This is a genomic window from Roseobacter sp. MED193, from assembly GCF_000152965.1.
GTDB lineage: Bacteria > Pseudomonadota > Alphaproteobacteria > Rhodobacterales > Rhodobacteraceae > Pseudophaeobacter.
Genome location: NZ_CH902583.1, coordinates 3,138,945 through 3,161,764, shown reverse-complemented (window position 1 = coordinate 3,161,764; position 22,820 = coordinate 3,138,945). Strand labels below are relative to the sequence as shown.

18 protein-coding genes are annotated in these 22,820 nt (G+C 57.0%); 6 read left to right on the top strand and 12 right to left on the bottom strand.

The genetic code is table 11. The features are described from left to right. Positions 1 to 420: 420 nt before the first annotated feature. The 4 genes from MED193_RS17610 to MED193_RS17595 all read left to right on the top strand — a co-directional run bounded on the left by MED193_RS17610 (position 421) and on the right by MED193_RS17595 (position 7,924). The gene (locus MED193_RS17610) at positions 421 to 2,976 is read left to right on the top strand and encodes an Ig-like domain-containing protein (RefSeq protein WP_009811113.1); all 2,556 of its coding nucleotides are present in this window, start codon (positions 421 to 423) and stop codon (positions 2,974 to 2,976) included. A gap of 72 nt (positions 2,977 to 3,048) precedes the next feature. After that, the gene (locus tag MED193_RS17605) at positions 3,049 to 4,353 is read left to right on the top strand and encodes a TolC family protein (protein ID WP_039966352.1); all 1,305 of its coding nucleotides are present in this window, start codon (positions 3,049 to 3,051) and stop codon (positions 4,351 to 4,353) included. Positions 4,354 to 4,547: 194 nt separating this feature from the next. Then, the gene (locus tag MED193_RS17600) at positions 4,548 to 6,755 is read left to right on the top strand and encodes an ATP-binding cassette domain-containing protein (protein WP_085978319.1); all 2,208 of its coding nucleotides are present in this window, start codon (positions 4,548 to 4,550) and stop codon (positions 6,753 to 6,755) included. Next, positions 6,752 to 7,924 (top strand): HlyD family type I secretion periplasmic adaptor subunit, encoded by a 1,173-nt coding sequence (locus tag MED193_RS17595; protein ID WP_009811110.1) that lies wholly within the window; start codon positions 6,752 to 6,754, stop codon positions 7,922 to 7,924. The genes MED193_RS17600 and MED193_RS17595 overlap by 4 nt, the downstream gene beginning before the upstream one ends. Positions 7,925 to 8,124: 200 nt before the next feature. On the opposite strand, the gene MED193_RS17590 is transcribed toward MED193_RS17595, so the two are convergent. From MED193_RS17590 to MED193_RS17545, 10 genes are all read right to left on the bottom strand, one after another. Then, positions 8,125 to 8,838 (bottom strand): serine protease, encoded by a 714-nt coding sequence (locus MED193_RS17590; protein WP_083790492.1) that lies wholly within the window; start codon positions 8,836 to 8,838, stop codon positions 8,125 to 8,127. A 680-nt stretch (positions 8,839 to 9,518) separates the two neighbouring features. Further along, positions 9,519 to 10,154 carry a bifunctional 2-polyprenyl-6-hydroxyphenol methylase/3-demethylubiquinol 3-O-methyltransferase UbiG gene (locus MED193_RS17585; RefSeq protein WP_009811108.1) on the bottom strand — a complete coding sequence of 212 codons (636 nt, stop codon included), beginning with the start codon at positions 10,152 to 10,154 and terminating at the stop codon, positions 9,519 to 9,521. A 351-nt stretch (positions 10,155 to 10,505) separates the two neighbouring features. Then, positions 10,506 to 11,951, bottom strand: coding sequence for an aldehyde dehydrogenase (locus tag MED193_RS17580; RefSeq protein WP_009811107.1), 1,446 nt, complete (start codon positions 11,949 to 11,951; stop codon positions 10,506 to 10,508). 23 nt (positions 11,952 to 11,974) lie between these two features. Further along, positions 11,975 to 12,754: a coniferyl-alcohol dehydrogenase gene (locus MED193_RS17575; protein ID WP_009811106.1), complete on the bottom strand. Its 780-nt coding sequence runs from the start codon at positions 12,752 to 12,754 to the stop codon at positions 11,975 to 11,977. 18 nt (positions 12,755 to 12,772) lie between these two features. Then, complete coding sequence (locus MED193_RS17570; RefSeq protein WP_009811105.1) at positions 12,773 to 13,498, bottom strand: ABC transporter ATP-binding protein; 726 nt, start codon at positions 13,496 to 13,498, stop codon at positions 12,773 to 12,775. After that, positions 13,498 to 14,229 (bottom strand): ABC transporter ATP-binding protein, encoded by a 732-nt coding sequence (locus tag MED193_RS17565; protein ID WP_009811104.1) that lies wholly within the window; start codon positions 14,227 to 14,229, stop codon positions 13,498 to 13,500. Before MED193_RS17565 ends, MED193_RS17570 begins: the two co-directional genes overlap by 1 nt. Continuing rightward, positions 14,226 to 15,152, bottom strand: a complete 927-nt coding sequence (locus MED193_RS17560; protein ID WP_009811103.1) for a branched-chain amino acid ABC transporter permease — start codon at positions 15,150 to 15,152, stop codon at positions 14,226 to 14,228. The genes MED193_RS17565 and MED193_RS17560 overlap by 4 nt, the downstream gene beginning before the upstream one ends. After that, positions 15,149 to 16,012, bottom strand: a complete 864-nt coding sequence (locus MED193_RS17555; protein WP_009811102.1) for a branched-chain amino acid ABC transporter permease — start codon at positions 16,010 to 16,012, stop codon at positions 15,149 to 15,151. Before MED193_RS17555 ends, MED193_RS17560 begins: the two co-directional genes overlap by 4 nt. A gap of 62 nt (positions 16,013 to 16,074) precedes the next feature. Continuing rightward, complete coding sequence (locus MED193_RS17550; RefSeq protein WP_009811101.1) at positions 16,075 to 17,292, bottom strand: amino acid ABC transporter substrate-binding protein; 1,218 nt, start codon at positions 17,290 to 17,292, stop codon at positions 16,075 to 16,077. A gap of 42 nt (positions 17,293 to 17,334) precedes the next feature. Next, positions 17,335 to 18,762 carry an aldehyde dehydrogenase family protein gene (locus tag MED193_RS17545; protein WP_050757603.1) on the bottom strand — a complete coding sequence of 476 codons (1,428 nt, stop codon included), beginning with the start codon at positions 18,760 to 18,762 and terminating at the stop codon, positions 17,335 to 17,337. A gap of 108 nt (positions 18,763 to 18,870) precedes the next feature. Here MED193_RS17545 and MED193_RS22360 point away from each other — a divergent pair, with 108 nt between their 5' ends. Then, complete coding sequence (locus tag MED193_RS22360; protein WP_009811099.1) at positions 18,871 to 19,734, top strand: AraC family transcriptional regulator; 864 nt, start codon at positions 18,871 to 18,873, stop codon at positions 19,732 to 19,734. A gap of 123 nt (positions 19,735 to 19,857) precedes the next feature. On the opposite strand, the gene MED193_RS17535 is transcribed toward MED193_RS22360, so the two are convergent. Together MED193_RS17535 and ychF are read right to left on the bottom strand one after the other, a co-directional pair. Then, on the bottom strand, positions 19,858 to 20,778 hold the full coding sequence (locus MED193_RS17535) for a nucleoside hydrolase (RefSeq protein ID WP_039966350.1): 921 nt from the start codon (positions 20,776 to 20,778) through the stop codon (positions 19,858 to 19,860). 217 nt (positions 20,779 to 20,995) lie between these two features. After that, positions 20,996 to 22,093 (bottom strand): redox-regulated ATPase YchF, encoded by a 1,098-nt coding sequence (gene ychF / locus MED193_RS17530; RefSeq protein WP_009811097.1) that lies wholly within the window; start codon positions 22,091 to 22,093, stop codon positions 20,996 to 20,998. 227 nt (positions 22,094 to 22,320) lie between these two features. Between ychF and MED193_RS17525 the strand changes: the two genes are divergently transcribed. Then, entirely contained in the window at positions 22,321 to 22,815 is a 495-nt protein-coding gene (locus tag MED193_RS17525; RefSeq protein WP_039966348.1) for an acyloxyacyl hydrolase, read from the top strand. The last annotated feature ends 5 nt before the right edge of the window (positions 22,816 to 22,820 follow it).

Here is a 22,820-nt window from a genome sequence, read left to right as displayed (position 1 = left end):
CATGCCCCCCTGCGGAGCCACTGATGTAGCGCTGAGCTGCAGCTCATCTGGGCGACTGTTTGTCATTTCCAAGACACAAGCCAGGCGCTCTTCCCCCCGATTTCAGTCTAAATCTGCCCCAGAATTTCGCCGCAGCACGGTGCCCAAAGAGGAGCCTATCTGTTAACCTTTTGTTAACATGTGGCCAAAAATAGGGCGGACCAGCCCCCCCAAGGCGGAAAACCTGCGGCAAACAAGACACTATAGACCGCAATTTATCCCCAGTTTCTGCTTGGGCCGCCTACATTTGATTAAAATTAGACGCAATATACCCACAATATGGCCGCAAAGAACGGCCTTCGGCAGAAACATACAGGCACCGGACTCACCGCAATCCCATGATTTAGGGCGTTGTGTGGTCTCTAAACGAGCGGCAAAAAAATGAGCACTGTTGGATTTATCACCCGAGATCTATCGGGGACTACACGTCAAAGCACTTTTTCCGAGGGGTCTCCCTCACTTCTCAACGTCACGCACTCCAAAGATATCTCGCTGAACCTCAGCGCGTCGGATATCGACGCCTATGTCAGGCGCGGATCAGATCTTCACTTGGTCCTGGCAGATGGCCAGATCCTTGTGTTGCAGAACTACTATAGCAATGGCACCCCAGGCGGTAAGAACCTGTTCCTCAGCGAGGAAGGGAATTTTGTCGAGGTCGTGCTAGAAGACAAGGCCGAAGGCGCGCTATTTGCCAGCTACGAGCCTTTGGATATCTCCGGCAAATGGTCCGCTTATGACGAAATGGTCTTCTTGGATGTTGACCGCATCGAGCCGGTTATTGCCCCGCTTGCTGCCCCTCTCTTTGGCGGTCTGGGTGCTGCTGGTGCAGCGGCCGGTGTAGCGGGAGCCGCAGTCATCGCCGGCGGTGGTGGTGGCGGCGGTGGCGGCGGTGGTGGCAGCACCATCATTCCAACCGTGGATGACCCCGATGCAAGCTACCCCGTCGCGGATGCCACCACTGACCCAATTGTGATCACCGGCACCGGCACCCCTGGAGCTGAGGTAGAGGTCAATGTTGGCGGTGAAACCCAGACAGGAACCATCAAGGATGATGGCACTTGGGAAGTCACTTTCCCGGTTGTGGCCCTGCCTGGCGATGGCAACTATGACACCACCGTGCGGGTCGTCGACCCCGACGGTACAACACATGATCTGGACGGCCCTTCTGTCATCATCGACACCACTCCACCAGACCTGGACGTTACCAGTGGCACGCAATCCACTGGCGATATTGTCAACGGCAGTGAACACTCTTCTGGTACTGTCATCACCGGCACCGGTGAAGCAGGTGCAAGCGTCAGCGTGGTCATCAACGGCCATACCCAGACAACAACAGTTGGCACAGATGGCAGCTGGTCGGTGACTTTTGACTCGGGTCAAATCAACACCGGCGAGTACACCACAGGTGTTTCCATCACCACCACAGACGATTTTGGCAATAGCGCCAACTATACCGAGACCTTGGTGGTTGACACAATTGCGCCCCCAATCGGCATCAACACCGTTGAAGGCGACAATATCATCAACTTCGCCGAAGCCTCGGATGGTGTCACCCTTTCCGGGACCGGTGAGGCCGGGGGCTCGATCTCGGTTTTGTTCCAAGGTGTTACTCAGACAACAACCGTGGCAGGAGACGGTACATGGTCGGTAGACTATAGCAGCGCGCAAATCGCTGGCGGCAACAATTATGCAAGCACCGTCGAGGTCACCTCTAGCGACCAGGCCGGCAACAGCACAACCAGCACCCATACCGTCCATATCGACACGGAAACCAGCGCAACACTGAACGGCGGCTTTGCAGGGGCAGACGATGTTCTGTCCGGCCAAGAAGCCCAGGGCGGTGTTCAATTGACCGGAACTGCGGAACCCGGGTCGACGGTTCAGGTCTTCTTTGGCTCCTCAGGTGCTCAAAATGCGACGGTAGATGCGGCAGGCAACTGGACTGTGCTTGTTCCACAAAGTGCGATCCCAACTGGCACCACCGACGTCGATATCGAAGTCCACGCCACCGACGCAGTGGGGAACACAGATGTTGTGACCCGTACTCTGTCGATCGACACCGAGGTGGACCCCTTCACCGTCGATGCCAATCAGACAGCCAATGATGTCGTCAACCAGGATGAACTGAACGCGGGCTTTGCCCTTCAGGGCACCGTCGAGCCTGGCTCTGAGGTGGTCGTGACAATCCGAGGTGTAGCCAAGACCGCTACCGTGGATGCTGCGGGCAACTGGAGTGCTGAGTTCTCCGGCACTGATCTCCCCGCTGGTGAGTATTCTGCCTCCGCAACAATTGTTGCGACAGACCCCGCAGGGAACACCAGCACCCTGACCGAGAACTTTGAAGTCGATACAGTCTTTGAAGCCCCAGTTCTGGATTCGGTCACCTACGAGATTGGCAGCCAATACGTCAGCGAAATCAGCGTCGAAGGCATTGCAGGCACAGGTGAATCCATTACCGTCAACACCCTGGAAGGGGATGGTTCCATCGCTAACCCTGGCGCGGTTGTCACCGAAGGTCGCGGTCTCACCGAATTCGACTTTACCAATGCGATCCCGGACGGCACCGACCTGGTCGTGACCAATGTCGACTCGCTTGGGAATGGTTCCAGCACCCTACTGGTTCTCGAAGACAATGCCACAACAGCCAGCACATTGGATCATGCCTCTCTTGGCCAGTTCAACATTGACGAGTTGGATCTTGGCGCGGCAAGCAATGTTTCTCTTGTTCTGACCGAAGCGGATATCAAGGCGCTCTCTGAGAACTCGGATACCTTGACCATCCACAGCGGCAGCACCCCAGGTGATGACAGTGTCACCGTCGCAGGCGCTACCTTGGCTGGGACTCGTAATGTCGGTGGTGAGAACTATAACGTCTACACCGTCGGCAACGACGGCACGACCCTGGTCATTGATCAAGACGTCACCGTCATCATCTGATCAATCGGACCGGCACAGTCCCTGACCGCTGCCGGTCCCAACCAAAACCCTACAAAAAGGGCGAGGGGCAGTATGCAACTGGCACGACCCATTGGCGCATTAGCACTCATGTGCAGCCTCGCTGGCTGCGCTGATGGTATGCCGTTTCTTGCGGGCAAATCTGCTGAAGAGTCCGAAGTCTCTCGGCGTGGTGGCAATTTTGTGCAGTCTGAGGGCGAGGCCACATCAGAGGTGATCTCAACCCTGCTTGAGCGCCGCTCATTGTTGGCAGAAGGTACCGTTTATAATGACGTCGCCGAGGCCGCCGTGGCCGCCTCGGCCCGCGCTTCCGAGGCAGAGTTGATCAGCGCTAAGCTGCGCGCCGAAGCCGAATCCAAAAACTGGCTGCCATCAATCGGACCCTCTGTCAGCCTGACGGATCTGGGCGACCTTGTGGCAGGTATGCTTATTCAGCAGGTGCTTTTTGACAATGGGCGCCGCAAAGCCGAACGCGCCTTTGCCGCCGCCGATGTCGAAGTCGCTGCGGTCAATCTTTCGGTTGATATGAACGAGCGGGTCGAAGATGCCGTCGGGCTCTATCTGGCGGGGCTGCGCGGCGATGAAAAAGCCGCCTATAATAGCCGCGCCCTGACCCAGATGCAGGAGTTTCGCCGCATTGTTTCAGGTCGGGTAGACGGCGGGTTGTCCGATCGCTCTGATCTGAATGTGGTCGATAGCAAGATCAACGGTATGCGCAATGCCCGTACAACCGCCCTGGATGCTGCTACAACGGCGCGCGCCGAGCTCAAGGCGATGACAGGGCAAAGCTTTTCGGAAAAGCCCGGTAAGCTCGACCTCGGGACACCGCCTGAAACGGTGCAATATCTTTCGGTGCTGAAATCTGAAGCCACCGCCAACCGCGGCGTCGCACAGGCCGTGATTAACCGGGCTGGACTTTTGCCACAGATCTCTGCCGCTGGGAACATCACGTCAGACGGGTCCGGCGCGGGTTTGACCCTGGATCTCGCCGAACCCCTGGGGCTGGGTACCGGGGCGGCGCTAAAGGCCATCGAAGTCTCGAAAGAAGCCGCCCGCCGTCAAATCGGTGAAGCCGAGGAAAACGCAAGGCGCAGCCACTCCCGTCAGGTCCAGCGTCTGGCCTCTTATCAGCGCCAGACACTGGAGACCGCCGCGCTGGCGCGGGCCAGCCGCGAGACCTACCGGCTGTTCAAAGCCCAGTTCGAGGCCGGTCAGCGCCCAGTGATGGACGTTGTTTCAATCTATGAAGAACTGGTTCAGCGCGAGCAGGATCACATCGAAGCGAAATACGAAGTCGTGTTGATCCAGTTGATGCTGGCGCGGGACATGGGCCTACTGGCGGATGGGGATAAAATTTGACCGATACAACCATCCCCCCCCGCCCTGGCACCGGGCGCAAAGGCAGCAATCAGCCAGGCAAGCCAGCCACACCCCGTCTGCGCGCGGTGCCTCCCAGCCCTGCGCCTGTGTCGGATCAATCTCCAGTCAGTCCGCAGATCATTGACGGCTCTGCAGGTCTACAATCCAGCCCCTCGGCCCCGGCCTCTTCGGCCATGGCCAACCCGCGGGCCTCCAATGCCCCTGCCCGGCCCGAAGCCAGCGCTCAAACCGAGGTCGCAAAGGGGGGGCGCCGAGAAGTAGGCACCCTGATCGAAGGCGCTTCTGCCCGCATCCAACATCGTGCCACCCTGATTGCCACGCTGGCCTCCCTGAAAGGCACCGAAGCCCATTCTGGCGATATCGCCAGTTTCATGTGGAGCAACAATCCCGGTGACTCCTCCGCAGAAAGCCTGGCTCAGGCGCTGGGGTCGACCGGGTTGCAGGTCAAATTGCAGCGCCGGAGCGAACTGACCCCTAGCGACTGGCCGGCCCTGGCTATGATGAAGGGGGGGCAATGCGTGCTGGTCCTAGGCCAGGACCAGGGACGGCTCAGCATTTTTGACACCACCTGCCCGGATAATCGCACCGAAGTGCCCATGGGAGAGTTCACACCGTTTTTTACGGGCACTCTGGTGGTGGCCCGTCCCTCGCTCAAACAGATGGCGGCCCGACATACGCCCCAGCTGGAAAGCGACCACTGGTTCTGGGGCGAGTTCCCCAAATACCGCCGTCAGGTGGGCGAGATCATGCTGGGCTCTTTGGTTGCTAACATCTTGGCCGTCTCTGTCGCGCTGTTTTCCTTGCAGGTCTACGACCGGGTGGTGCCGCATCAGTCCCATGCCACGCTTTGGGTATTGGCCATCGGTGCCTTCCTGGCCATCATGCTGGAAGCTCTGCTGAAAGTCGCCCGCGCCCGGCTGACGGATGCCGCCGGACGGCAGATCGAATTGTCGGTCCAACACAATCTGATGCGTCGCCTCATCGGCATGCGCTCGGACAAGAAACCGCTGCCACCGTCAGGTCTGTTTGCAGCCATGCGCGATTTTGGTGCCGTGCGCGAGTTCTTTACCTCTTCGACCATTTCCACCCTCGCCGATATTCCCTTTATCGCCGTCTTCCTGCTCCTGGTGGCCTCCATCGCTGGGCCCATCGTCTGGGTGATCTTGGTGGGCGGGGTATTGATGCTGCTTCCAGCCTATTTCATGCAGCGCAAGATGATCGCGCTGACCCGCCAGACCCAGGGCGCCAATGCAAAGGCTGGCCGCCTGCTTCATGAGGTTATCACCGAACTCGACACCGTGAAAACCCAGCGTGGCGAAGATCGTGTCATGCGCAACTGGGATGAGCTGAATGTGCTGTCGTCGCACTCTTCCACCGAACAGCGCCGTCTTGCCAGCGCCCTCACCTTTTGGTCCCAGGGCATTCAGCAGGCCACTTATATCACCGCCGTGGTTTTGGGCACGCTGCTGGTCTTTGCCGGTGAGTTCACCGTTGGGACCATCATTGCCACGGGTATCCTGACCAGCCGCACTCTGGCGCCGCTGACCCAGTTTGCTGCCACCCTGGCACGCTGGAGCAACGTCAAGGGTGCTCTGGAAGGACTGGAGGCCATCGCCAGCGCCCCACAGGAGATGGAGGCAGAACGCAGCTACCTGCGCCGTGAGCAGCTCCAGGGCCGCTTTGAGCTTCGCGAAGTGGTGTTCCGCTACGACGAGGATGCGGCCCCCACTTTAGATGTACCTGGTGTTGCCATCACCCCTGGACAGCGCGTGGCCGTTCTGGGCGTCAATGGATCGGGTAAATCCACACTGATCAAGCTTTTGTCGGGCCTCTACTCCCCTGATGCAGGCCGGATCATGATTGATGGCACCGATATGGGACAGATCGACCCACGCGATCTGCGCCGCAATATCGGCTATCTCAGCCAAGATGTGCGGCTCTTCGCCGGTTCTTTGCGCGACAACCTCAACCTCAACCAGCTCGAGCGGGACGATACTCGCCTGATGGCAGCCTTGGACTTCTCAGGGCTCGGCGCCTATGTCCGCGGCCACCACAAAGGTTTGGATCTGGATATCGGTGATGGTGGCGGCGGCCTGTCAATTGGACAACGCCAGTCGATTGGCTGGGCAAGGCTCTGGCTGCAAAACCCCTCCATTGTGCTGCTGGATGAACCAACCGCCGCGCTGGACCAGACCCTAGAGCGCACTCTGGTCAGCCGGTTGGAAACCTGGTTGCAAGGGCGCACCGCCGTCATTGCTACTCACCGGATGCCCATCCTGTCGCTGACCAACCGCACATTGATCCTGCAAGACGGGCGCATGGTGGTGGATGGCCCGCGCGACAAAGTTCTGGCCCATCTCGCGGCAGGAGAAGGTAAATGACTTCCTCCGCGCACTATGATCTCGCCGAAAGCGCCCGTGGCGCCAGCCGCATTGTCTACCTCGTCGGCGCAGCCCTGTTGCTGTTCATCGGCTGGGCGGCCTTTGCCTCAGTGGATGAAATTGTGCGCGGCGAAGGCGAAGTGGTCTCCTCTTCCCGAGCGCAGATCGTACAGAACCTCGAAGGCGGTATTCTGGCTGAACTCTATGTGCGCCAAGGCGATGAAGTCCGCGCTGGTCAGGTTCTGGCCAAACTTCAAGACACCAAGTTCCGCACTATCGCAGACGAGCTGCAAGACCAGATCGACACCCTGGAGATCAAACAGTTCCGACTGGAAGCAGAAATGGATGGGGCCTATGAGTTTTCAGTCCCCAATGATCTTGCCAACCGCTCGGCAGAGATCCTGGCATCGGAACGCGCCCTGCTGAACGCCCGTCAAGGAGATTTTGACAGCCGCCGGACCAGTGCACGCAAGATTCTCGATCAGTTGAACGACGAGCTGGCCAACATGAGAAAGCTCTATGAGCAAAACATCGTTGCCCTGATCGAAGTGAACCGTTCGCAAAAGGCAGCCACTGATGCCCAGGCAAAGTTCAATGAGATTGGCACTCAGAATGAGTTAAAACTGGCGGAGGAATACTCGGAAGCCCTGCGCGAACTGGCTTCGCTGCGCCAGGATCAACGACTGGCTCAAGACCAACTGGACCGTACCGTTATCACCTCGCCCATGTCCGGCATCGTCAACAGCCTAGGCGTAACCACCATTGGCGGCGTTGTGCGCCCAGGGGAAGAGATCTTTGAGATTATCCCAATGGGTGAGGAATTGTTTGTCGAGGCACGCGTCAACCCCAAGGACATTGCCAGTGTTCAAACTGGTCAGCCCGCTACGATTAAGCTTTCCGCCTATGACTACACGATCTACGGCGCCCTCAATGGCGAGGTCGATTTTGTCTCTGCGGATACGTTTGAAGACGAGCGCAACCCACGCGCCGAACCCTATTACCGCGTCACGGTCCGGGTTGATCGTTCTGATCTAACCGAGCGCCAGCTTGGCATCGAAATCCGTCCTGGCATGCGGGCAACCGCGGAATTGCAGACCGGTTCAAAAACCGTCCTGAACTATCTGTTAAAGCCTCTGTACAAATCGCAAGAGGCATTTCGTGAACCATAGCGCAACAAGTTCTCAGCCACACACCCGCAGGATGTCTTGGGTGAAGCCTCCGCATGTTCCAACCAGTTTGCCTCCCCTGCCCTTGTGCTCTGTCCAGCGCCCTAAAGGGCCATGCCCCCTGCGTATCTGTGCCCCGTCTCCTACTGCCATTCTAGCAGCAGGTTCCGTGGGAACGTCGCCAAGGAGGGACGTATCTGATGTTAACCCGCCTGTTGCATCAAGCGCCACAGGGTTGAATCAAGCGCTGTACCAATCGACACCGGTTTGGTCCCCATCGCAGCTTTTGCAGAGATCACCGAGACCAATTTGGGCAAACGACCCGGAATCACCTGCAGCACAGGCGCACCCGATGCTCCAAAATCCACCAGGCAGGACATCACCAATGTCGTTTTCTGCCTCGCCAAGACCTCGCAACTGCGTTCCAAACTGGGGCGCGTCGCATGGGTGAAATTGTAAGACAGCACGCCTACAGCGTCGCCGCGATCGGCATTCATGGACATGCGCAACGGCTGGATCTCATTCGAACTGATCGGTCGCGACAAGCGCAAAACAGCAATGTCACTGCCCATCAGCGAGTTGCCGCTGTAACTATGTTGATAGCCAGGATGGATCACAGCCTTAGCAACGTTTCGCGCCGCTTTGGAACGTCGCCCCATCAGGCCCGCTTCAAATTTGATCGTCGTCGGATCAATCGCGCGTCCAGATGCCGGATCATACAGGCAATGGGCCGCGGTCAGTACCAAGTTTGGCGCAATCAAGGATCCGGTACACATATTGCGTCCCGAGATATTCAGACGTCCAACCGCTTCCCACCCAGGTAACGATCGAGCTCCAAATTGCGGATCACCCGCCCTCGCGCCGCTGGGCATACTTGCAAGCAAGTAGGCCGCAGCCACAGCGATTAGTCGTTTCATTTTCCACTCCAAATTCCCACATCGACATGTTTGTTCAGTCGTGCGGCTGGAATGGGGCCCAATCTTGCGCGTGGTGGACGAAATAGTGGACAGAATGTGGCAGCGTTAACAATTCTCTAACCCCCCGGTTATTGATGCCCCAGAATGACGCTAAAACGGCTCAAAAGGCCACCCAGCGTTAAGACTCTCCTTAAGGTTTTATGCAAATCCCTGTAAAAACGTGCATTTTTATGCCCCCGGTGATCGGCAAAACACCTCTTTGAGCGCAAGACTTCGGTAATGAATGGGTGATTTACCGCCACAAGAGCTCCAATTGGGGCGAGAATCAGTCCCGAGTCGCTCCCTTGAAGGGGGCAGATTCTCTTACGAAATTCATAATCCTGCCTTCCCTCGTTAAGACATGGCCTTGTGGTGGAAGCGACCGCCCGGTCGGCCTTGCCGCACCGTTTCAAAACACCTGCCAGAGGCACGCTTTGAAAAATCACTGCGGCGTAGTTCCATAAGACGGCTTCGCCTGCGGTCAGGCTCCCTGCCCGCAGTGACCAATCTTAACGCCCCTTAGGGAAGCCTTAATGCCAAAAGAGCAAAGGCGGCGTCAGATCGCCCGCTCTCGCCCCACGAATGATGGAAGAGGATACCCCAAATCTCATCTGCCCCAGTTCCAAGGTCGACAGGAACAGCTAGCTCTGCTCCCCTGTCGGAAAGCGCGAGCGCCGAATCCGCGTTTTGAAATCCTTGCGACCGTAACGGGCAGCCTTATCGGCTTCATAGACCGCGATCAGCCTCCGGCCAACGGCACCGCGGAAGGGCTCTTTGATAACCTGGCGGTAGTTGGGTTTGCGCCCCATCCATCGCAAGAGCTTTCGATTGCCAATGGGATCGTGAATATGGTCGTCAGCCGCTGTTGCCGGCCATTCATAAGGGACCGTCACGATGACCAAATCGCTGATCTCCAGCAGCTTGCGGGCAAACGGTATAACATCTGGCACATGTTCAAGCACCTGCAGGCATGTCGCGACGTCATATTTCTTGCCCCCAAAGTCATGCGTCAGAAAATCCCCCTGGATCCCCTCCACCGTCGAGGACCGATAGGGCTCAGCCATGTCAAAGGACACTCGTTCCGGGATCCAGTCGAACCACTCAAGGTAGGGACAGTTCGCGGTTCCAATGTCGATCATAGATTTCGCATTCTTTCCGAGGGTCCGAACAATATAGTCCAGATAGGAATAATACATGAGATCCATGCGGTTTTGCCAATATTGGCCAGACTCGTAGCCAATCAGGATATTTGGATCCACATCATCAAGACTCTTCATTCTCGCAATATCCTCGTCCCAATACCCTTGCCCACGGCCCCAACAAAGACAGAGTCTCTGGTGTGAGGTTGGGCTCAAATCTATGCTGCTAAGAAGCCATAAAACCCCGCTGAGGTAAATCAGCAAACAGCCGAAGGGGGGGCAAATAAATGGTCCGTCCGCAGGTATATTGAGCAGCCTGCGCTTCCTTGAAACCCACGCTGACAAAAAGCAACCCAGCCCCAAACCGGAGCTGCGCTGAAATAAGGGACGATCCCTCTTTTAGGGCATGGGCAAAAGTCGCTCAGTTTCAAATGTGGGTGCCACACAAGGCACGACGCCGCTGTTGCAGCTTTCTACAGAGCCTCGCCACTAGAATGGGTAGTGTTGATCTGGGTCTTCAATGGTCACCCAGCGAAGTGAGGTAAAGGCGTCAACCGCAGCCTTGCCACCGAAACGGCCATAGCCTGAGTCCTTGACCCCACCAAACGGCATCTGAGCCTCATCGCTGACGGTCGGACCGTTGATATGACAAATGCCGCTCTCGATCTGGTCAGCAACCGCCATGGCACGTTGAATGTTGGAGGAGTAGACCGCCGCTGAGAGGCCGTATTCGGTGTCGTTGGCGACACGGATCGCCTCTGCCTCATCTTTAACACGTATGATCGGCTTTACCGGACCAAAGCTCTCTTGCGAGTAGATCGTCATTTCAGGCGTCACACCGTCGATCACCGTGGCCTCTACAATGGTCCCGTCGCGGGATCCCCCCGCCACAACACGCGCCCCTTTGGCCTTAGCGTCGGCAATGAGGCGATCCATCTTTTCGGCTGCCTCAGTGCTGACAAGAGACCCCAGAACAACCTGATCCCGCGGGTTCCCCGCTGGCAGCGCTTTTGCCTTTGCTGCAAGCGCAGCTGTGAACGCATCAGCAATACTGTCGACAACGATAATCCTCTCGGTCGACATGCAGATTTGTCCCTGGTTCATAAAGGCTCCAAAGGCCGCCCCATTCACGGCCGCGTCAATATCGGCATCTTCGAGTACGATCAAAGGGGCCTTACCGCCCAATTCCAGCAGGACCGGCTTCAGCTGTGCAGCCGCCTTTTGCGCAATGATCCGACCAACCTCAGTCGAGCCGGTAAAGTTAATATGACGCACCTCGGGGGCCGCGATCAGCGCCGCGACCACATCTGCGGCATCCTCTGGCGCATTGGTCACCACATTCACCACCCCATCGGGGAAACCGGCACGCCGGAAGGCTTCGCCAATGGCCAGATGTGTAGCGGGGCAAAGCTCCGAGGCCTTCAGGATCGCGGTATTGCCGCAGGCGATCGCCATGGCCACCGCACGCGTGCCCAGAATGATGGGTGCATTCCAAGGCGCAATTCCCAAACAGACCCCAAGGGGTTTGCGTTGCGCCATTGCCAGGGTGCCCGGCTTGTTGGCAGGGATAATCTCTCCAGTGATCTGTGTGGTCATCGAGGCCGCTTCGCGCAGCATTCCGGCCGCCAACGTGCAGTTGAACCCGGTCCAGGGAGCTGTTGCACCGGTCTCCGCCGTAGCCGTTGTGATGATATCCGGGGTCATCGCCTCCAACTCATCGGCCGCCCGGAGCAACAATTCCCGACGTGCACCTGGCCCAGTTTGCGACCATTCAGGAAAAGCTGCAGCTGCGGCTTTGGCGGCGGCAAGCGCATCCGCCACACCCGCAGCTGGGGCGATTGTCGCCACCTCTCCTGTCACCGGATCGCGACGTTCAAAGGTACGACTATCTAGGGCGGTCGCCTCAGCGCCACCAATCAACATGGAAATTTTCATGTGTTTACTCCTTGGAATTCAGTTCACGACAGCCCGTTTGAGGTTGCATCAATATTGGCCCGCATCCCGCCATCGGTTGCGATGTTCACCCCGCGCAGCCAGACAGAGCCCTCTGAGAGCAAAAACAAAACCACTGGGGCGATATCTGCTGGGGTTCCGGGACGATCCATAATTTTCATGTCTTCCTCAGCGCGCGCGCCAAGGGTTTCCAGAAAATCGGCCAGGATCGGCGTCTCGACAGGCCCTGGGCTAACCGCATTCATGCGAATGCCACGGTCCCGCCAGGTCCAGCGGTTCTCATGGGTCCAGGCGACCAAAGCCTGTTTGGTGAAAAAGTAACTGTAGTCGGGGGTGATCCCCTGGTCCTTACAGAACGCAAGGACCCCAGCGTGATCCAGCGTGTCTGCGGCCTGGATGCGGGTGGTTTCGCACTCCCATCCGATCCCCGCGAGCGAGGCGAGGTTCACAATCGCCGCGCCGTCGGCCAGGCTATCGACCAGCCCCAGGGTCAAGCGTTTTAGGGCCACCAGATTGACTGTGACCACCACCTCAGGCGGCGCCGTTGGTGGCACCCCAGCAATATTGGCCAACCCATCCGCCTGCTCAACTTTCAGGGTTTCTATCACTGCATCCAATGCCGCCTCATCCATCAGGTCAACCTGATGGAAGCGATCGACGGCCATGCTGGGGGCATTGCGGTCAACGCCAATAACAACGGCCCCTTGAGCCTTCAGCTGCCTGGCGGTTTCAGCGCCGATACCGGAGGCAACGCCAGTAACGATGATTTTCTTGCCTTTGAGCACAGTAATTCCTCCCTCACTTCAAGTTTTGGCCGCGGCTCCGCCGCCCAGATAGGCCGCCTGCACAGCTGGATCATTCAACATGGCATCAGCCGCGTTCTCGCCGGTGATTTCACCGTTTTCGATCAGATATCCCCGATCCGCGATGGCCAGGCTTTGCTTGGCGTTCTGCTCAACCAAAAGCACCCCCATGCCGATCTCTCGGATATGCGCCAGATTGCCAAAGAGTTCAGAACACAAGAGAGGTGACAGCCCCAGCGAGGGTTCATCCAGCATCAGAATTTCGGGGTTCGCCATCATCGCACGGCCTATGGCAACCATCTGTTGTTCGCCGCCCGACATTGTCCGCGCCACCTGGCTCTTGCGCTCGGCCAATTTGGGAAACAACTCCAACACCCATTTCAGGTTCTTATCTTTGCCACTCTGTCCGCGCTTGGAGTAGGCCCCCAGCATCAGGTTTTCCCAGACCGTCAGATCGCCAAATATCCCGCGTCCTTCAGGGACAAAGGCGATCCCTGCCTCAACAATTTCGTCCGCTTTGCGCGACAAAATATTCTTTCCGCTCAGATCAATCCGACCTGTGCATTGCCCCTCACAAATTCCGCCGATCGCGCGCAAAAGCGAGCTCTTGCCGGCCCCATTCGCCCCCAGCATGACAACAATTTCGCCTGGCGAAACGGTCAGAGACACGCCAGAAAGGGCACGGTGCAGCCCATATGACACAGATAGGTCAGAGATACTCAGCATCACCCTTCTCCCAGATAGGCGCGGATCACTTCCGCATCAGACAAAACCTCGGCAGGTGTGCCTTCGGCGATCTTGGTGCCGGAGTTCATCACTACGCATCGATCACAGAGGGAGCGAATAGCATCCATCACATGTTCAACCAGAATGATGGTGCGCCCCTCGCTCCGCAGATCCGCGATCAACGCAATCCCAATTTGCAACTCACTGGGGTTGAGCCCCGCAAGCCATTCATCGAGCAGCAGAACCTCAGGTTCAGAGGCCAGCGCACGGGCCAGTTCCAGCCGTTTTTGGTCAATATAGGTCAAGGCATCAACGCCGAGATCTTTCTTGTCCCCCAGCTCTAGCCTGTCCAACAGATCCGATGCAAAGCGCTCGGCCTCTGCACCCCAACGCGGCTTATGGGAAAAGGCAGCACCTGCTATGACATTTTCCAATACCGTCAGCTTGGGCAGGATACGCACCAGCTGAAAGGTTCGCGCCACGCCCAGCCGAGCGATTTTATGCGGAGGCAGCGGCATCAGATCCGCGCCCTTCAGCACGATTGCCCCGCTGGAGGCCTTCAGCGCGCCAGAAATTAGGTTCATGGTAGTGGATTTTCCAGACCCATTGGGGCCGATGATCCCCATCACTTCGTGTACACGCACATCAAAGCTGAGATCATTGACAGCGACGAGACCGCCAAAACGCTTTGTCAGGTTTTGCACCTGTAGAATTCGATCCCCGGGCGTCATTTGCGCATCCTTCCGAGCATGGTTTCAAACAGGCCCGTGAAGCCGTGGGGAATGAGGTAGACAATCAACAGGAACGACAGGCCAAGAAACAAAGTTGTTGAGTTTGGAAAGGACACCGTGATGGCCTCCCAGGCCAAGGTGAAAGGAATGACGCCGACCAATGGGCCCCATAGCCGGTGAACCCCGCCGAGCAGCGCCATGATCACCACCATAAAGCTGAGCTCAGGTGAGAAGACCACGTTGGGTTCGATGTAAGAATAGCGCGGAGCCACGATGGCCCCAACAAGAGCCGCGAAAAAGCCAGTGGTCATAAACAGGATGACCTTAGACCAGGCGGTATTGATACCAACATGGCGGGCGACCTCTTCGTCATTCCCAATAATACGCAACGCGAAGCCAAGACGCGATTGGTTGATCCAGCTCCCTGCGAGAAAAACCACAGCAGCCACCGCAAGCAACATCCAGTAGATATGTGCCTCAGTGAAATCGGTCAGCACATAGAGCCCCCGCGAGCCGAGGAAGTTATTCTGCACCCAGGAGACCAGGTTGCGCACCATCTCAGCCAGACCCAGGGTGAAGATCACAAAGTAGACCCCCGACAGGCGCAGGGTCGCAAGCCCCACAAGCAGCGCCAAGGCTGTGGCTACCACAGGGGCGATCTGCGCCATCGTCCAAAAGCTCTGATCGTAATCGCTCATGCCGGTGCCAACCAGATAACCGCCAATGCCAAAAAATGCGCCGGTGGAGAGGGCAATGAGGTGGGTCGGGCCAGAAAACAGCGCCCAGCTGGTCGACAAGGCGATATACATCATCGCTGTGGTGGCAATTGACAACCAATAGCCATCTGAAACAAGGGGCAAGACCGCTGCCGCCGCGAGCAACAGAACGCCAGGGGCAAGCTTGTACGTAACAATCCTGTTCATGTTGTTTTCCTTCCGAACAGGCCCTGCGGTCGAAACAGCAGCACACAAAGGAAGATGGCATAGGCCGCAACAAGGGTGAGGCCAGGGTCAATCACGGTGGCAACGATTGTCTCAACCAGCCCGAGGATCAGTGCGGCGATGATGGCACCGCGAATATCGCCGACACCGCCCATGATGAGAATAATCAGCGCCTTCATGGTGAAGATCACCCCAATCGAAGCATCCAGCGTAATAAAGGTCGAAATCAACGTGCCGCCAACAGCCGTCACCGCGCCCCCAATGGCAAAGGCAAGGGCAGAAACCCGGTCAACATTAATGCCAACCAGCCCGGCGGCTTCGGTACTGACCGAAACAGCACGCACAGCTGTACCTGAATAGGTGCGGTTCAGCCAATAATAGAGCGCGCCGCCGATGATGCAGGCCCCCACAAAGGCCACCAATCTGTTCAGCGCCACGGTATTCCCCAAGAGGGTGAAGGGATCCGCTAGGAAGGAATAGGTGAAATACTCCCCATGGATCGAGACCATGACGCCCACCAGCACAAAGCTCATACCAAAGGTGGCCAGTATTGAATCGACCTCCAATTGACCTTGGTTCTTGGCCCGCCTCACCAGGGGCAGCAGCAAGAAGCGATAGACCAGCCAATTGCCGACAAAGGCCAGCGGTGCGACAATGACAATTGTCAGCAAAGGGCTGATAGCGGCTGAGGTGAACAGCCAAAAGGCGGCGAGCCCCCCAAGGACCAGCATCTCGCCATTGGCCAGGTTCATAATCCGCGCCACCCCATATTGTAGATTTAGCCCCATCGCCATAAGCGCATAGGTGCCGCCCAGCAAAAGCCCGGACAGAAGAATATCCATTGATACTTAGCCTTTAATCAGTGTGATCCGCCCGAGATCCCGGGCGGATCAATCAGCAGGAGTTAGTTCCAACCGTCTTTGGCAACCGCGGAAACAGAATCTCCCATGCCGGTGTCAGCAACTGCCCGGAACACACCGTCACGCCACTGCCCCACAGACCAGTAACGTTCAGAATTGTTATTCTCATCGAAGGATATTGTGCCGATCACAGTGTCAAAACTGTTGGTCTTGATGAACTCCACCGTCGCAGCGCGATCAATGGTGCCGACACCTTCGATCGCTTGTTCCAGAACCTGCAGGCTGGAATAGTAGGTCGCAGAGGCCCAGTAATCGGCCTCCTTGCCTGTGACCGCCTTATGATTGGTACGGTATTCTTGCATGATCGGCGTATCCGGGTTCACCCCGCCTGCACCAATGTTGCCCTCAATCTTTGCACCAAACTTTCCCGCATAGGCAGGGAAAGCGGTGGCAACGGCTGTGTAGAAGACCTTTACATTCAGGTCTTCAATGATCGCCTGTTCGGTCAGCCCAAATGTATCTGGGGGATAAGACCAGGCCACAAAGGCATCTGGCTCTGCGTTTTTTGCGCCCTTGATGACCGGAGACAAATCCGGTGTCCCCAGCGGGTAGGATTTGTCATAGACGATTTCAAAACCCGCCTCTGCCAGCATTGGGCGCGCTTTGTCGGCCAGCTCGATACCAAAGGCATCTGCCACATTGACCATGGCCACCCGGTTACCGATGGTACCGGCATCGCGCATTGTCACCAGAGTATCGCGCACCCCTTCGACAAAACCCGAGGTGGTGCCAAGGGTAAAGAACATATTGGGAAAGCGTTTGGTCAGGGTTGGGATCTGGTCAGTGATAGCGCTGACGGCCACCAGCGGGTAATTGTATTTTGCGTAGATCGGAGCAGCCGCGATGTTGAAGCCAGTGCCATAGGGCGACAACATAAAGTCGACTTCATCTTGAGTGGCCAGACGCTGAACCGCTTTGATATGTTCGGCGGGGTTTGTCTTGTCATCGTAAGTGATGATTTCAACAGGACGCATCTCCCCGTCGACCTTCAGGCCTCCGCGCGCATTGACCTGATTGGCCCAGAATTCAATATTGGGTGTATGGGTCACCGCCTCCCCACCAGCCAAAGGCCCGGTCAGATGCGCAACAACACCAAATTTGATCGGCTCTGCTGCCAGGGCAGTAGATGTCATCAAGGTCGAGATGCCAAGCGCTGCACCAGCGCCAAACACCATCGCGCGGCGTTTCAGTTTATAGGTCATGGTTTCCTCCTCCGGTTTTTGTTCTTATCTGCGACCTTCGCCTTAGGCCTCAGATCTACGAGCACTGGTGAGCCAGCGTAGCTCGGTAAATTCGTGGATCGCCCAGCGCCCCCCAAAACGGCCGTAACCGCTTGATTTTACGCCACCAAAGGGCGCATGGGGCGTGTCATCGATGGTGCATCGGTTGATATGGCAAATGCCGCTATGCAACTGCTGTGCAACATTTTCAGCGCGCTCCTCATTCGCGCTGAACACCGAACAGGCCAAGCCGTATTCACTGTCATTGGCAACGGTAATCGCTTCCAGATCATTTGCGACACGGGTCACCGCCAAGATTGGACCAAACACCTCCTCGCGATAGACGCGCATATCCGGTTCAACCCGATCCAGCAGGGTCGGCTCAAGAAAGGCATCCCTCGCACGCGCGCCGCCAACCAGTTCTGCGCCCTTAGACATTGCGTCACTGATCAACCCGCTCAGCCGCTCTGCTGCGTCGATGCTAATGACAGGGCCGACCTGAGTCGCCAGGTTTCGCGGATCGCCAAATTTCAGTTTCCGGCGCCCTTCTTCGATACGGGCAATCAGCGCATCAGCAAGGTCATCGGCGACAATCAGACGCTCAGTCGACATGCAAACCTGCCCCTGATTTGTATAGGCCCCCTCTAGAGCCGCAGCAGCTGCCAGGTCGATATCCGCATCGCCAAGAACCAGCATTGCCGATTGTCCACCCAGTTCGAGCAGGGAGCGCTTGAGATGCTTGGCCGAGAGTTCCGCCACCCGCCTTCCCACCCGGGTAGAGCCCGTAAAATTCACCCGGCGCACCACAGGAGAAGCAATCAATGCCTCAACCACCTCTTCGCTGTCTTCGGCGCGGGTCAAAATCACCCGAGCAACTCCCTTAGGAAGCCCTGCGGCCTCTAGCACCTCGCCAAACAGCCGGAAGGTACGTGGGGCAAATTCACTTCCTTTCAGCAACACGGTATTGCCACACAACAGCGGCATGGCGATCGCCCGTGCCCCCAACACCAGGGGGGCGTTCCAGGGCGAGATACAAAGGCAAACCCCGCAGGGCATGCGCACCGCCCGACTATTTAGCCCCTGCCTCTGGGGGAGCGGCTCAACCTGCTCTACCTCTTGAGCATATGTGGCGGTTTCGCGCAGGATTTCTCCAGCGAAGTTAAGATTCTGCAGAGCCCACTCCACAGGTGCGCCGATCTCATCTGCCATTGCAGCCAGGAAATCGTCCCGCCGCTTCTCCAACTCCTGGGCAGCAGCCACCAGAAAACCCGCGCGCTCTGCAGCCTGCAAACCTGACCATCGAGGAAAAGCCGCCGCAGCCTGTGCGGTAAAGCCCAGACATTGCTCCTTATCATAGGCCGTCTCGAGGCTAACCACACGCCCATCTACCGGGCTTACTCGCTCAAGCCTGTAATCAACAGCGGACCGCTGTTGCGCTGACAATGCTGCCATAATTCCACATCAGGCCAAAGCCTGCCTCCCTGCGCCCTAGTATGATTGAAATACATTGACATGAAATGCTCATTTCTGGACAAGTATTGTGAAAAAATGGCATTCCGAATGAACAAGAGCTACGCAACTGCACAGGATGAATCAGAAGCGCTACACAACAGAGTGCTGCGTTTCCGCTTACCTGACGGGTTTTCAACGCTGCTATTACTAGAACAAGGCGAGCTTTTGGTCGGAGAAGGCGAACAGGATATCATTGGGCCCGCGCTATGTTATTGGCCAGTTGACCAACGTCCCACGCTATGCCTGAAGGCAGGTGCCCGTGCCCGCATTCTGGGTTTGAGCGATACAATCATTCTGGATTCAATCGGCGCACGCGCGGAATCCGTCCATCTGCGTATGCTCACGGAGCACCCGTTTTTCGCTCCGCTACAGCAACCAGCGCCCCTGGAGCAGATCATGGCCTTGGTCCACTGGTTTGTCACCGAACTAACAGAGGCCGAAATACAATCTCCGATGTCGCTCTCTGCACAGCTGCGCCTGATCTTTATTGGCGCCTTGCGGCTTCACCACCCCGAGAAGGGCGACAACGGCATGGAAAAGACCCATATACTACGACAGTTTCGCCATCTGGTGGAGCTACATTACCGTGCCCATTGGCCCGTCGCCGACTATGCCCAAAAGCTCGGTATCGACTATGATCGCCTGCACCGAACCTGCAAGCGGGAAACCGGGCGCAGCCCAGGTGAATTGGTGCATGAGCGGCTGACAGCAGAGGCCAAGGTACGCCTGGAAAAATCAGGCACCCCACTGAAACAGATCGCGGCGGACTTGGGCTTTCCCGATGCGACCCGTTTCAGCCACTTTTTCAAACGCCGTACCGATATGGCACCTGGAGCCTACAGGGCAATCGTTTCGCGCCCCGACGGTGAAGACCTCATCGAACTGCGGCGCGGCTTTTCTGACTGGCCTTAGGCGCAAGATCCCGAGGGGAAGGCAAACCAAAACCGTGGGCAGGTTTGGTTTTTGGATCGCACCCTAGCTGGCAAAGGCCCACCATTCCCGCGCACAGCCGCCATAACGCCTGTTGCCTGGCACCTAGGGCAAAAGGGCCAGGCGTGCCATAAACAGAGTTTTCACCGTCTCGGCCTCCACTGTCAGGCACACAGCTGTCGCCCCTCGGCTGCCTTTGGGCGCTTGCAGGGTCGCACCTGAAGTTTCCCCCTCACAGGACACATGAATTGGCATTTTTTTGACCTTGAACAGCTCTGGGTGGGAACAGGCGATCACCGCTGCGGGATCATGCAAGGAACAGCCATCAAGTTTTCCGACGGTTTCATAGAACCTCAGATAAAACTCTGACATGGACTGCAACATCCCCCCCAATTCGGGCGACTGCGCGGCAATAGAGGCAAAATCTGCCTTGGTGCACAAAATACGATGGGTGACATCCAGCCCCACCATAAGCAACTCGCCTCCGGCGGCAAAAACCACATCCGCCGCATGGGGGTCATGGTAGATATTTGCTTCGGCATGGGGGGTGATATTGCCCCCTTCCTCGAGGGAACCGCCCATAATGACGATACGTTTGAGGTTTCTGACAAATTCGGGATCCCGCTGGATGGCCAATGCGATATTGGTGAGAGGGCCGATCGGGCAGAGCACCAGTTCGCCCCGATGTTCGCGCGCCATACGGATCAGAAAATCAGCGCCGTCTTCGGCCACGGGCACGCCTTTGGGGTCCTCGGCTGGGATGTCGCCAAAGCCCTCTTGTCCATGCACCTGGGAAGAGGGGGCAAAGGGCGGCAGAGAGAGCGGCCCATGCGCGCCCTCAGCCACTGGCAGTTCCAAACCCGCCTTTTCCAACAAGCGCAGTGCGTTGCGCGTGGCAATCGGCGTGGTGACATTGCCAAAGATCGTCGTGAGCCCCAGCAACTCGATGTCTGTTGCTGCCGCAGCATAAAAAATCGCCATGGCATCATCAATGCCCGGGTCCGTGTCGATAATCAGTTTAATCATGGCTGCCTCCACCGCAGTCACCGTTTCTGGCAATCCGGCCTAGCACTTGCACCGCGGCCCCGACAAGGCCCACAGTGCACAGTTGCAGCTTTGATAGCGCACATAAAAACGCCCGTGCAAATGCGTTGCACGGGCGTTTTGGGATCACATGAGAACTCTGAGCATCTGGATATGAGAAAACCCAGGCCACCTGGACAGAGGCAGCAGCCGCAGGAGCTCAGGTATTGAACAGGAAGTGCATCACATCGCCGTCTTTGACGATATAGGATTTCCCTTCTGCACGCATCTTACCCGCTTCTTTGGCGCCCTGTTCCCCATTGCAGGCGATGAAATCCTCATAGGCAATGGTTTCAGCGCGAATAAAGCCCTTTTCAAAATCGCCGTGGATCACCCCAGCAGCCTGTGGCCCAGAGGTACCCTGCCGAATGGTCCAGGCGCGGGCCTCTTTGGGGCCGACGGTGAAATAGGTCTCCAGGTGCAGCAGCTCATAGCCTGCGCGGATAAGCCGGTCGAGTCCGGCCTCTTCAAGACCCATTTCCTCCAGAAACATCTGCGCTTCTTCGGCTTCGAGCTGGCTGATCTCTTCTTCGATCTGCGCCGAGATCACCACATGGGAGTTCCCCTGCGCCGCCGCCATTTCTGCCACTTTCGCAGAATGGGCATTTCCTTCAGCAGATTCCGACTCACCAACGTTGCAAACATAGAGCACTGGTTTTGTGCTCAGCAGCTGCAACACTTTCCAGGCCTTGGCATCCTCATCGTCGACTTCAACCAACCGCGCAGGCTTACCTTCTTCCAGCATCGCCTGGGCTTGGGCCAGCAAGCGCTCTTGCTGCTGGGCCTCTTTGTCATTGCCTTTGAGCTTGCGGACCAGATTGGCGCGTCGCTTCTCGATGCTTTCCAGATCCGCCAGCATCAGCTCGGTTTCGATGGTTTCAGCATCCGCCACCGGATCAACGCGTCCGTCGACATGGGTCACATCACCGTCTTCGAAACAGCGCAAAACATGTGCAATTGCATCGGTTTCACGGATATTGGCCAGGAACTGGTTGCCAAGCCCTTCCCCTTTGGAGGCGCCCTTTACCAAACCAGCAATATCCACAAAGGTCATACGCGTCGGGATGATCTGTTTGGAGCCAGCAATCGCTGCAAGTTTATCAAGGCGGCTGTCTGGAACGCCGACTTCACCCACATTGGGTTCGATGGTGCAGAACGGAAAATTCGCAGCCTGCGCCGATGCGGTTTTAGTCAATGCATTGAACAAGGTCGACTTGCCGACGTTCGGCAGGCCCACAATTCCCATTTTAAAGCCCATCTCAGCCTCCTGATGCCACTTGGGAAAGGCTTCTAGGCAGCATTGTCCCCCGGCGCAAGCCAGCAATGCCATTTGGCGCTGGGTCTCTCATATATGTTGACGCACCGCTTTTGATCGAGAAAGGTAGCAAACGCCTTCACAAATTGTCTCGTAAACGTGTGGGCAGGTTTAAACGAACAATCGCGACCCTATCTCCTCCCGAGTTCCAAGATGTTATGGGGAAAGAAATGAAAAATAGAATTGCCCTCTCAGCTGCCTTATCCGTGGCGCTGGCTAGCTCCGCTTTCAGCCAGGAAATCGTTCTTGGTGCAGGTTATTCCGATTATTCTCGACACGGCGCTGAGGATGGCGTGATCCTATCGATGGAGTATATCCATCGCCCCTTTTACGAGGGACGCGTCTTTTCTGCGCAGCTCGCAGGAGCGATCGAGTTGGTTGAAACTGGCGATGCCTTCCTTGGCGGAGGTGTGCGCGGAAAATGGGATCTGCAACAGGATTGGTTTATCGAGGCAAGCGTGCTGCCAGGTGCCTATATTGAAGGGACCGCCTTGAATGATCTTGGCTCAACATTTGAGATTCGCAGCCAGCTCGCGGTTGGGAAACGATTCAAAAGTGGTAAGGCCCTGTCCCTTGCGCTCAGTCATAAATCCAATGCCTCAACCGCCGATATCAACCCCGGTGTAAATGCCCTCACTCTGCGCTGGCATATTCCGCTGGACTAACAGTT

Bases quoted from the DNA above. Each gene is read 5' to 3' on its own strand.
- MED193_RS17610 (WP_009811113.1), top strand. From the start codon at position 421: ATGAGCACTGTTGGATTTATCACCCGAGATCTATCGGGGACTACACGT.
- MED193_RS17605 (WP_039966352.1), top strand. From the start codon at position 3,049: ATGCAACTGGCACGACCCATTGGCGCATTAGCACTCATGTGCAGCCTC.
- MED193_RS17600 (WP_085978319.1), top strand. From the start codon at position 4,548: ATGGCCAACCCGCGGGCCTCCAATGCCCCTGCCCGGCCCGAAGCCAGC.
- MED193_RS17595 (WP_009811110.1), top strand. From the start codon at position 6,752: ATGACTTCCTCCGCGCACTATGATCTCGCCGAAAGCGCCCGTGGCGCC.
- MED193_RS17590 (WP_083790492.1), bottom strand. From the start codon at position 8,838: ATGAAACGACTAATCGCTGTGGCTGCGGCCTACTTGCTTGCAAGTATG.
- MED193_RS17585 (WP_009811108.1), bottom strand. From the start codon at position 10,154: ATGAAGAGTCTTGATGATGTGGATCCAAATATCCTGATTGGCTACGAG.
- MED193_RS17580 (WP_009811107.1), bottom strand. From the start codon at position 11,951: ATGAAAATTTCCATGTTGATTGGTGGCGCTGAGGCGACCGCCCTAGAT.
- MED193_RS17570 (WP_009811105.1), bottom strand. From the start codon at position 13,498: ATGCTGAGTATCTCTGACCTATCTGTGTCATATGGGCTGCACCGTGCC.
- MED193_RS17565 (WP_009811104.1), bottom strand. From the start codon at position 14,229: ATGACGCCCGGGGATCGAATTCTACAGGTGCAAAACCTGACAAAGCGT.
- MED193_RS17560 (WP_009811103.1), bottom strand. From the start codon at position 15,152: ATGAACAGGATTGTTACGTACAAGCTTGCCCCTGGCGTTCTGTTGCTC.
- MED193_RS17555 (WP_009811102.1), bottom strand. From the start codon at position 16,012: ATGGATATTCTTCTGTCCGGGCTTTTGCTGGGCGGCACCTATGCGCTT.
- MED193_RS17550 (WP_009811101.1), bottom strand. From the start codon at position 17,292: ATGACCTATAAACTGAAACGCCGCGCGATGGTGTTTGGCGCTGGTGCA.
- MED193_RS17545 (WP_050757603.1), bottom strand. From the start codon at position 18,762: ATGGCAGCATTGTCAGCGCAACAGCGGTCCGCTGTTGATTACAGGCTT.
- MED193_RS22360 (WP_009811099.1), top strand. From the start codon at position 18,871: ATGAACAAGAGCTACGCAACTGCACAGGATGAATCAGAAGCGCTACAC.
- MED193_RS17535 (WP_039966350.1), bottom strand. From the start codon at position 20,778: ATGATTAAACTGATTATCGACACGGACCCGGGCATTGATGATGCCATG.
- ychF (WP_009811097.1), bottom strand. From the start codon at position 22,093: ATGGGCTTTAAAATGGGAATTGTGGGCCTGCCGAACGTCGGCAAGTCG.
- MED193_RS17525 (WP_039966348.1), top strand. From the start codon at position 22,321: ATGAAAAATAGAATTGCCCTCTCAGCTGCCTTATCCGTGGCGCTGGCT.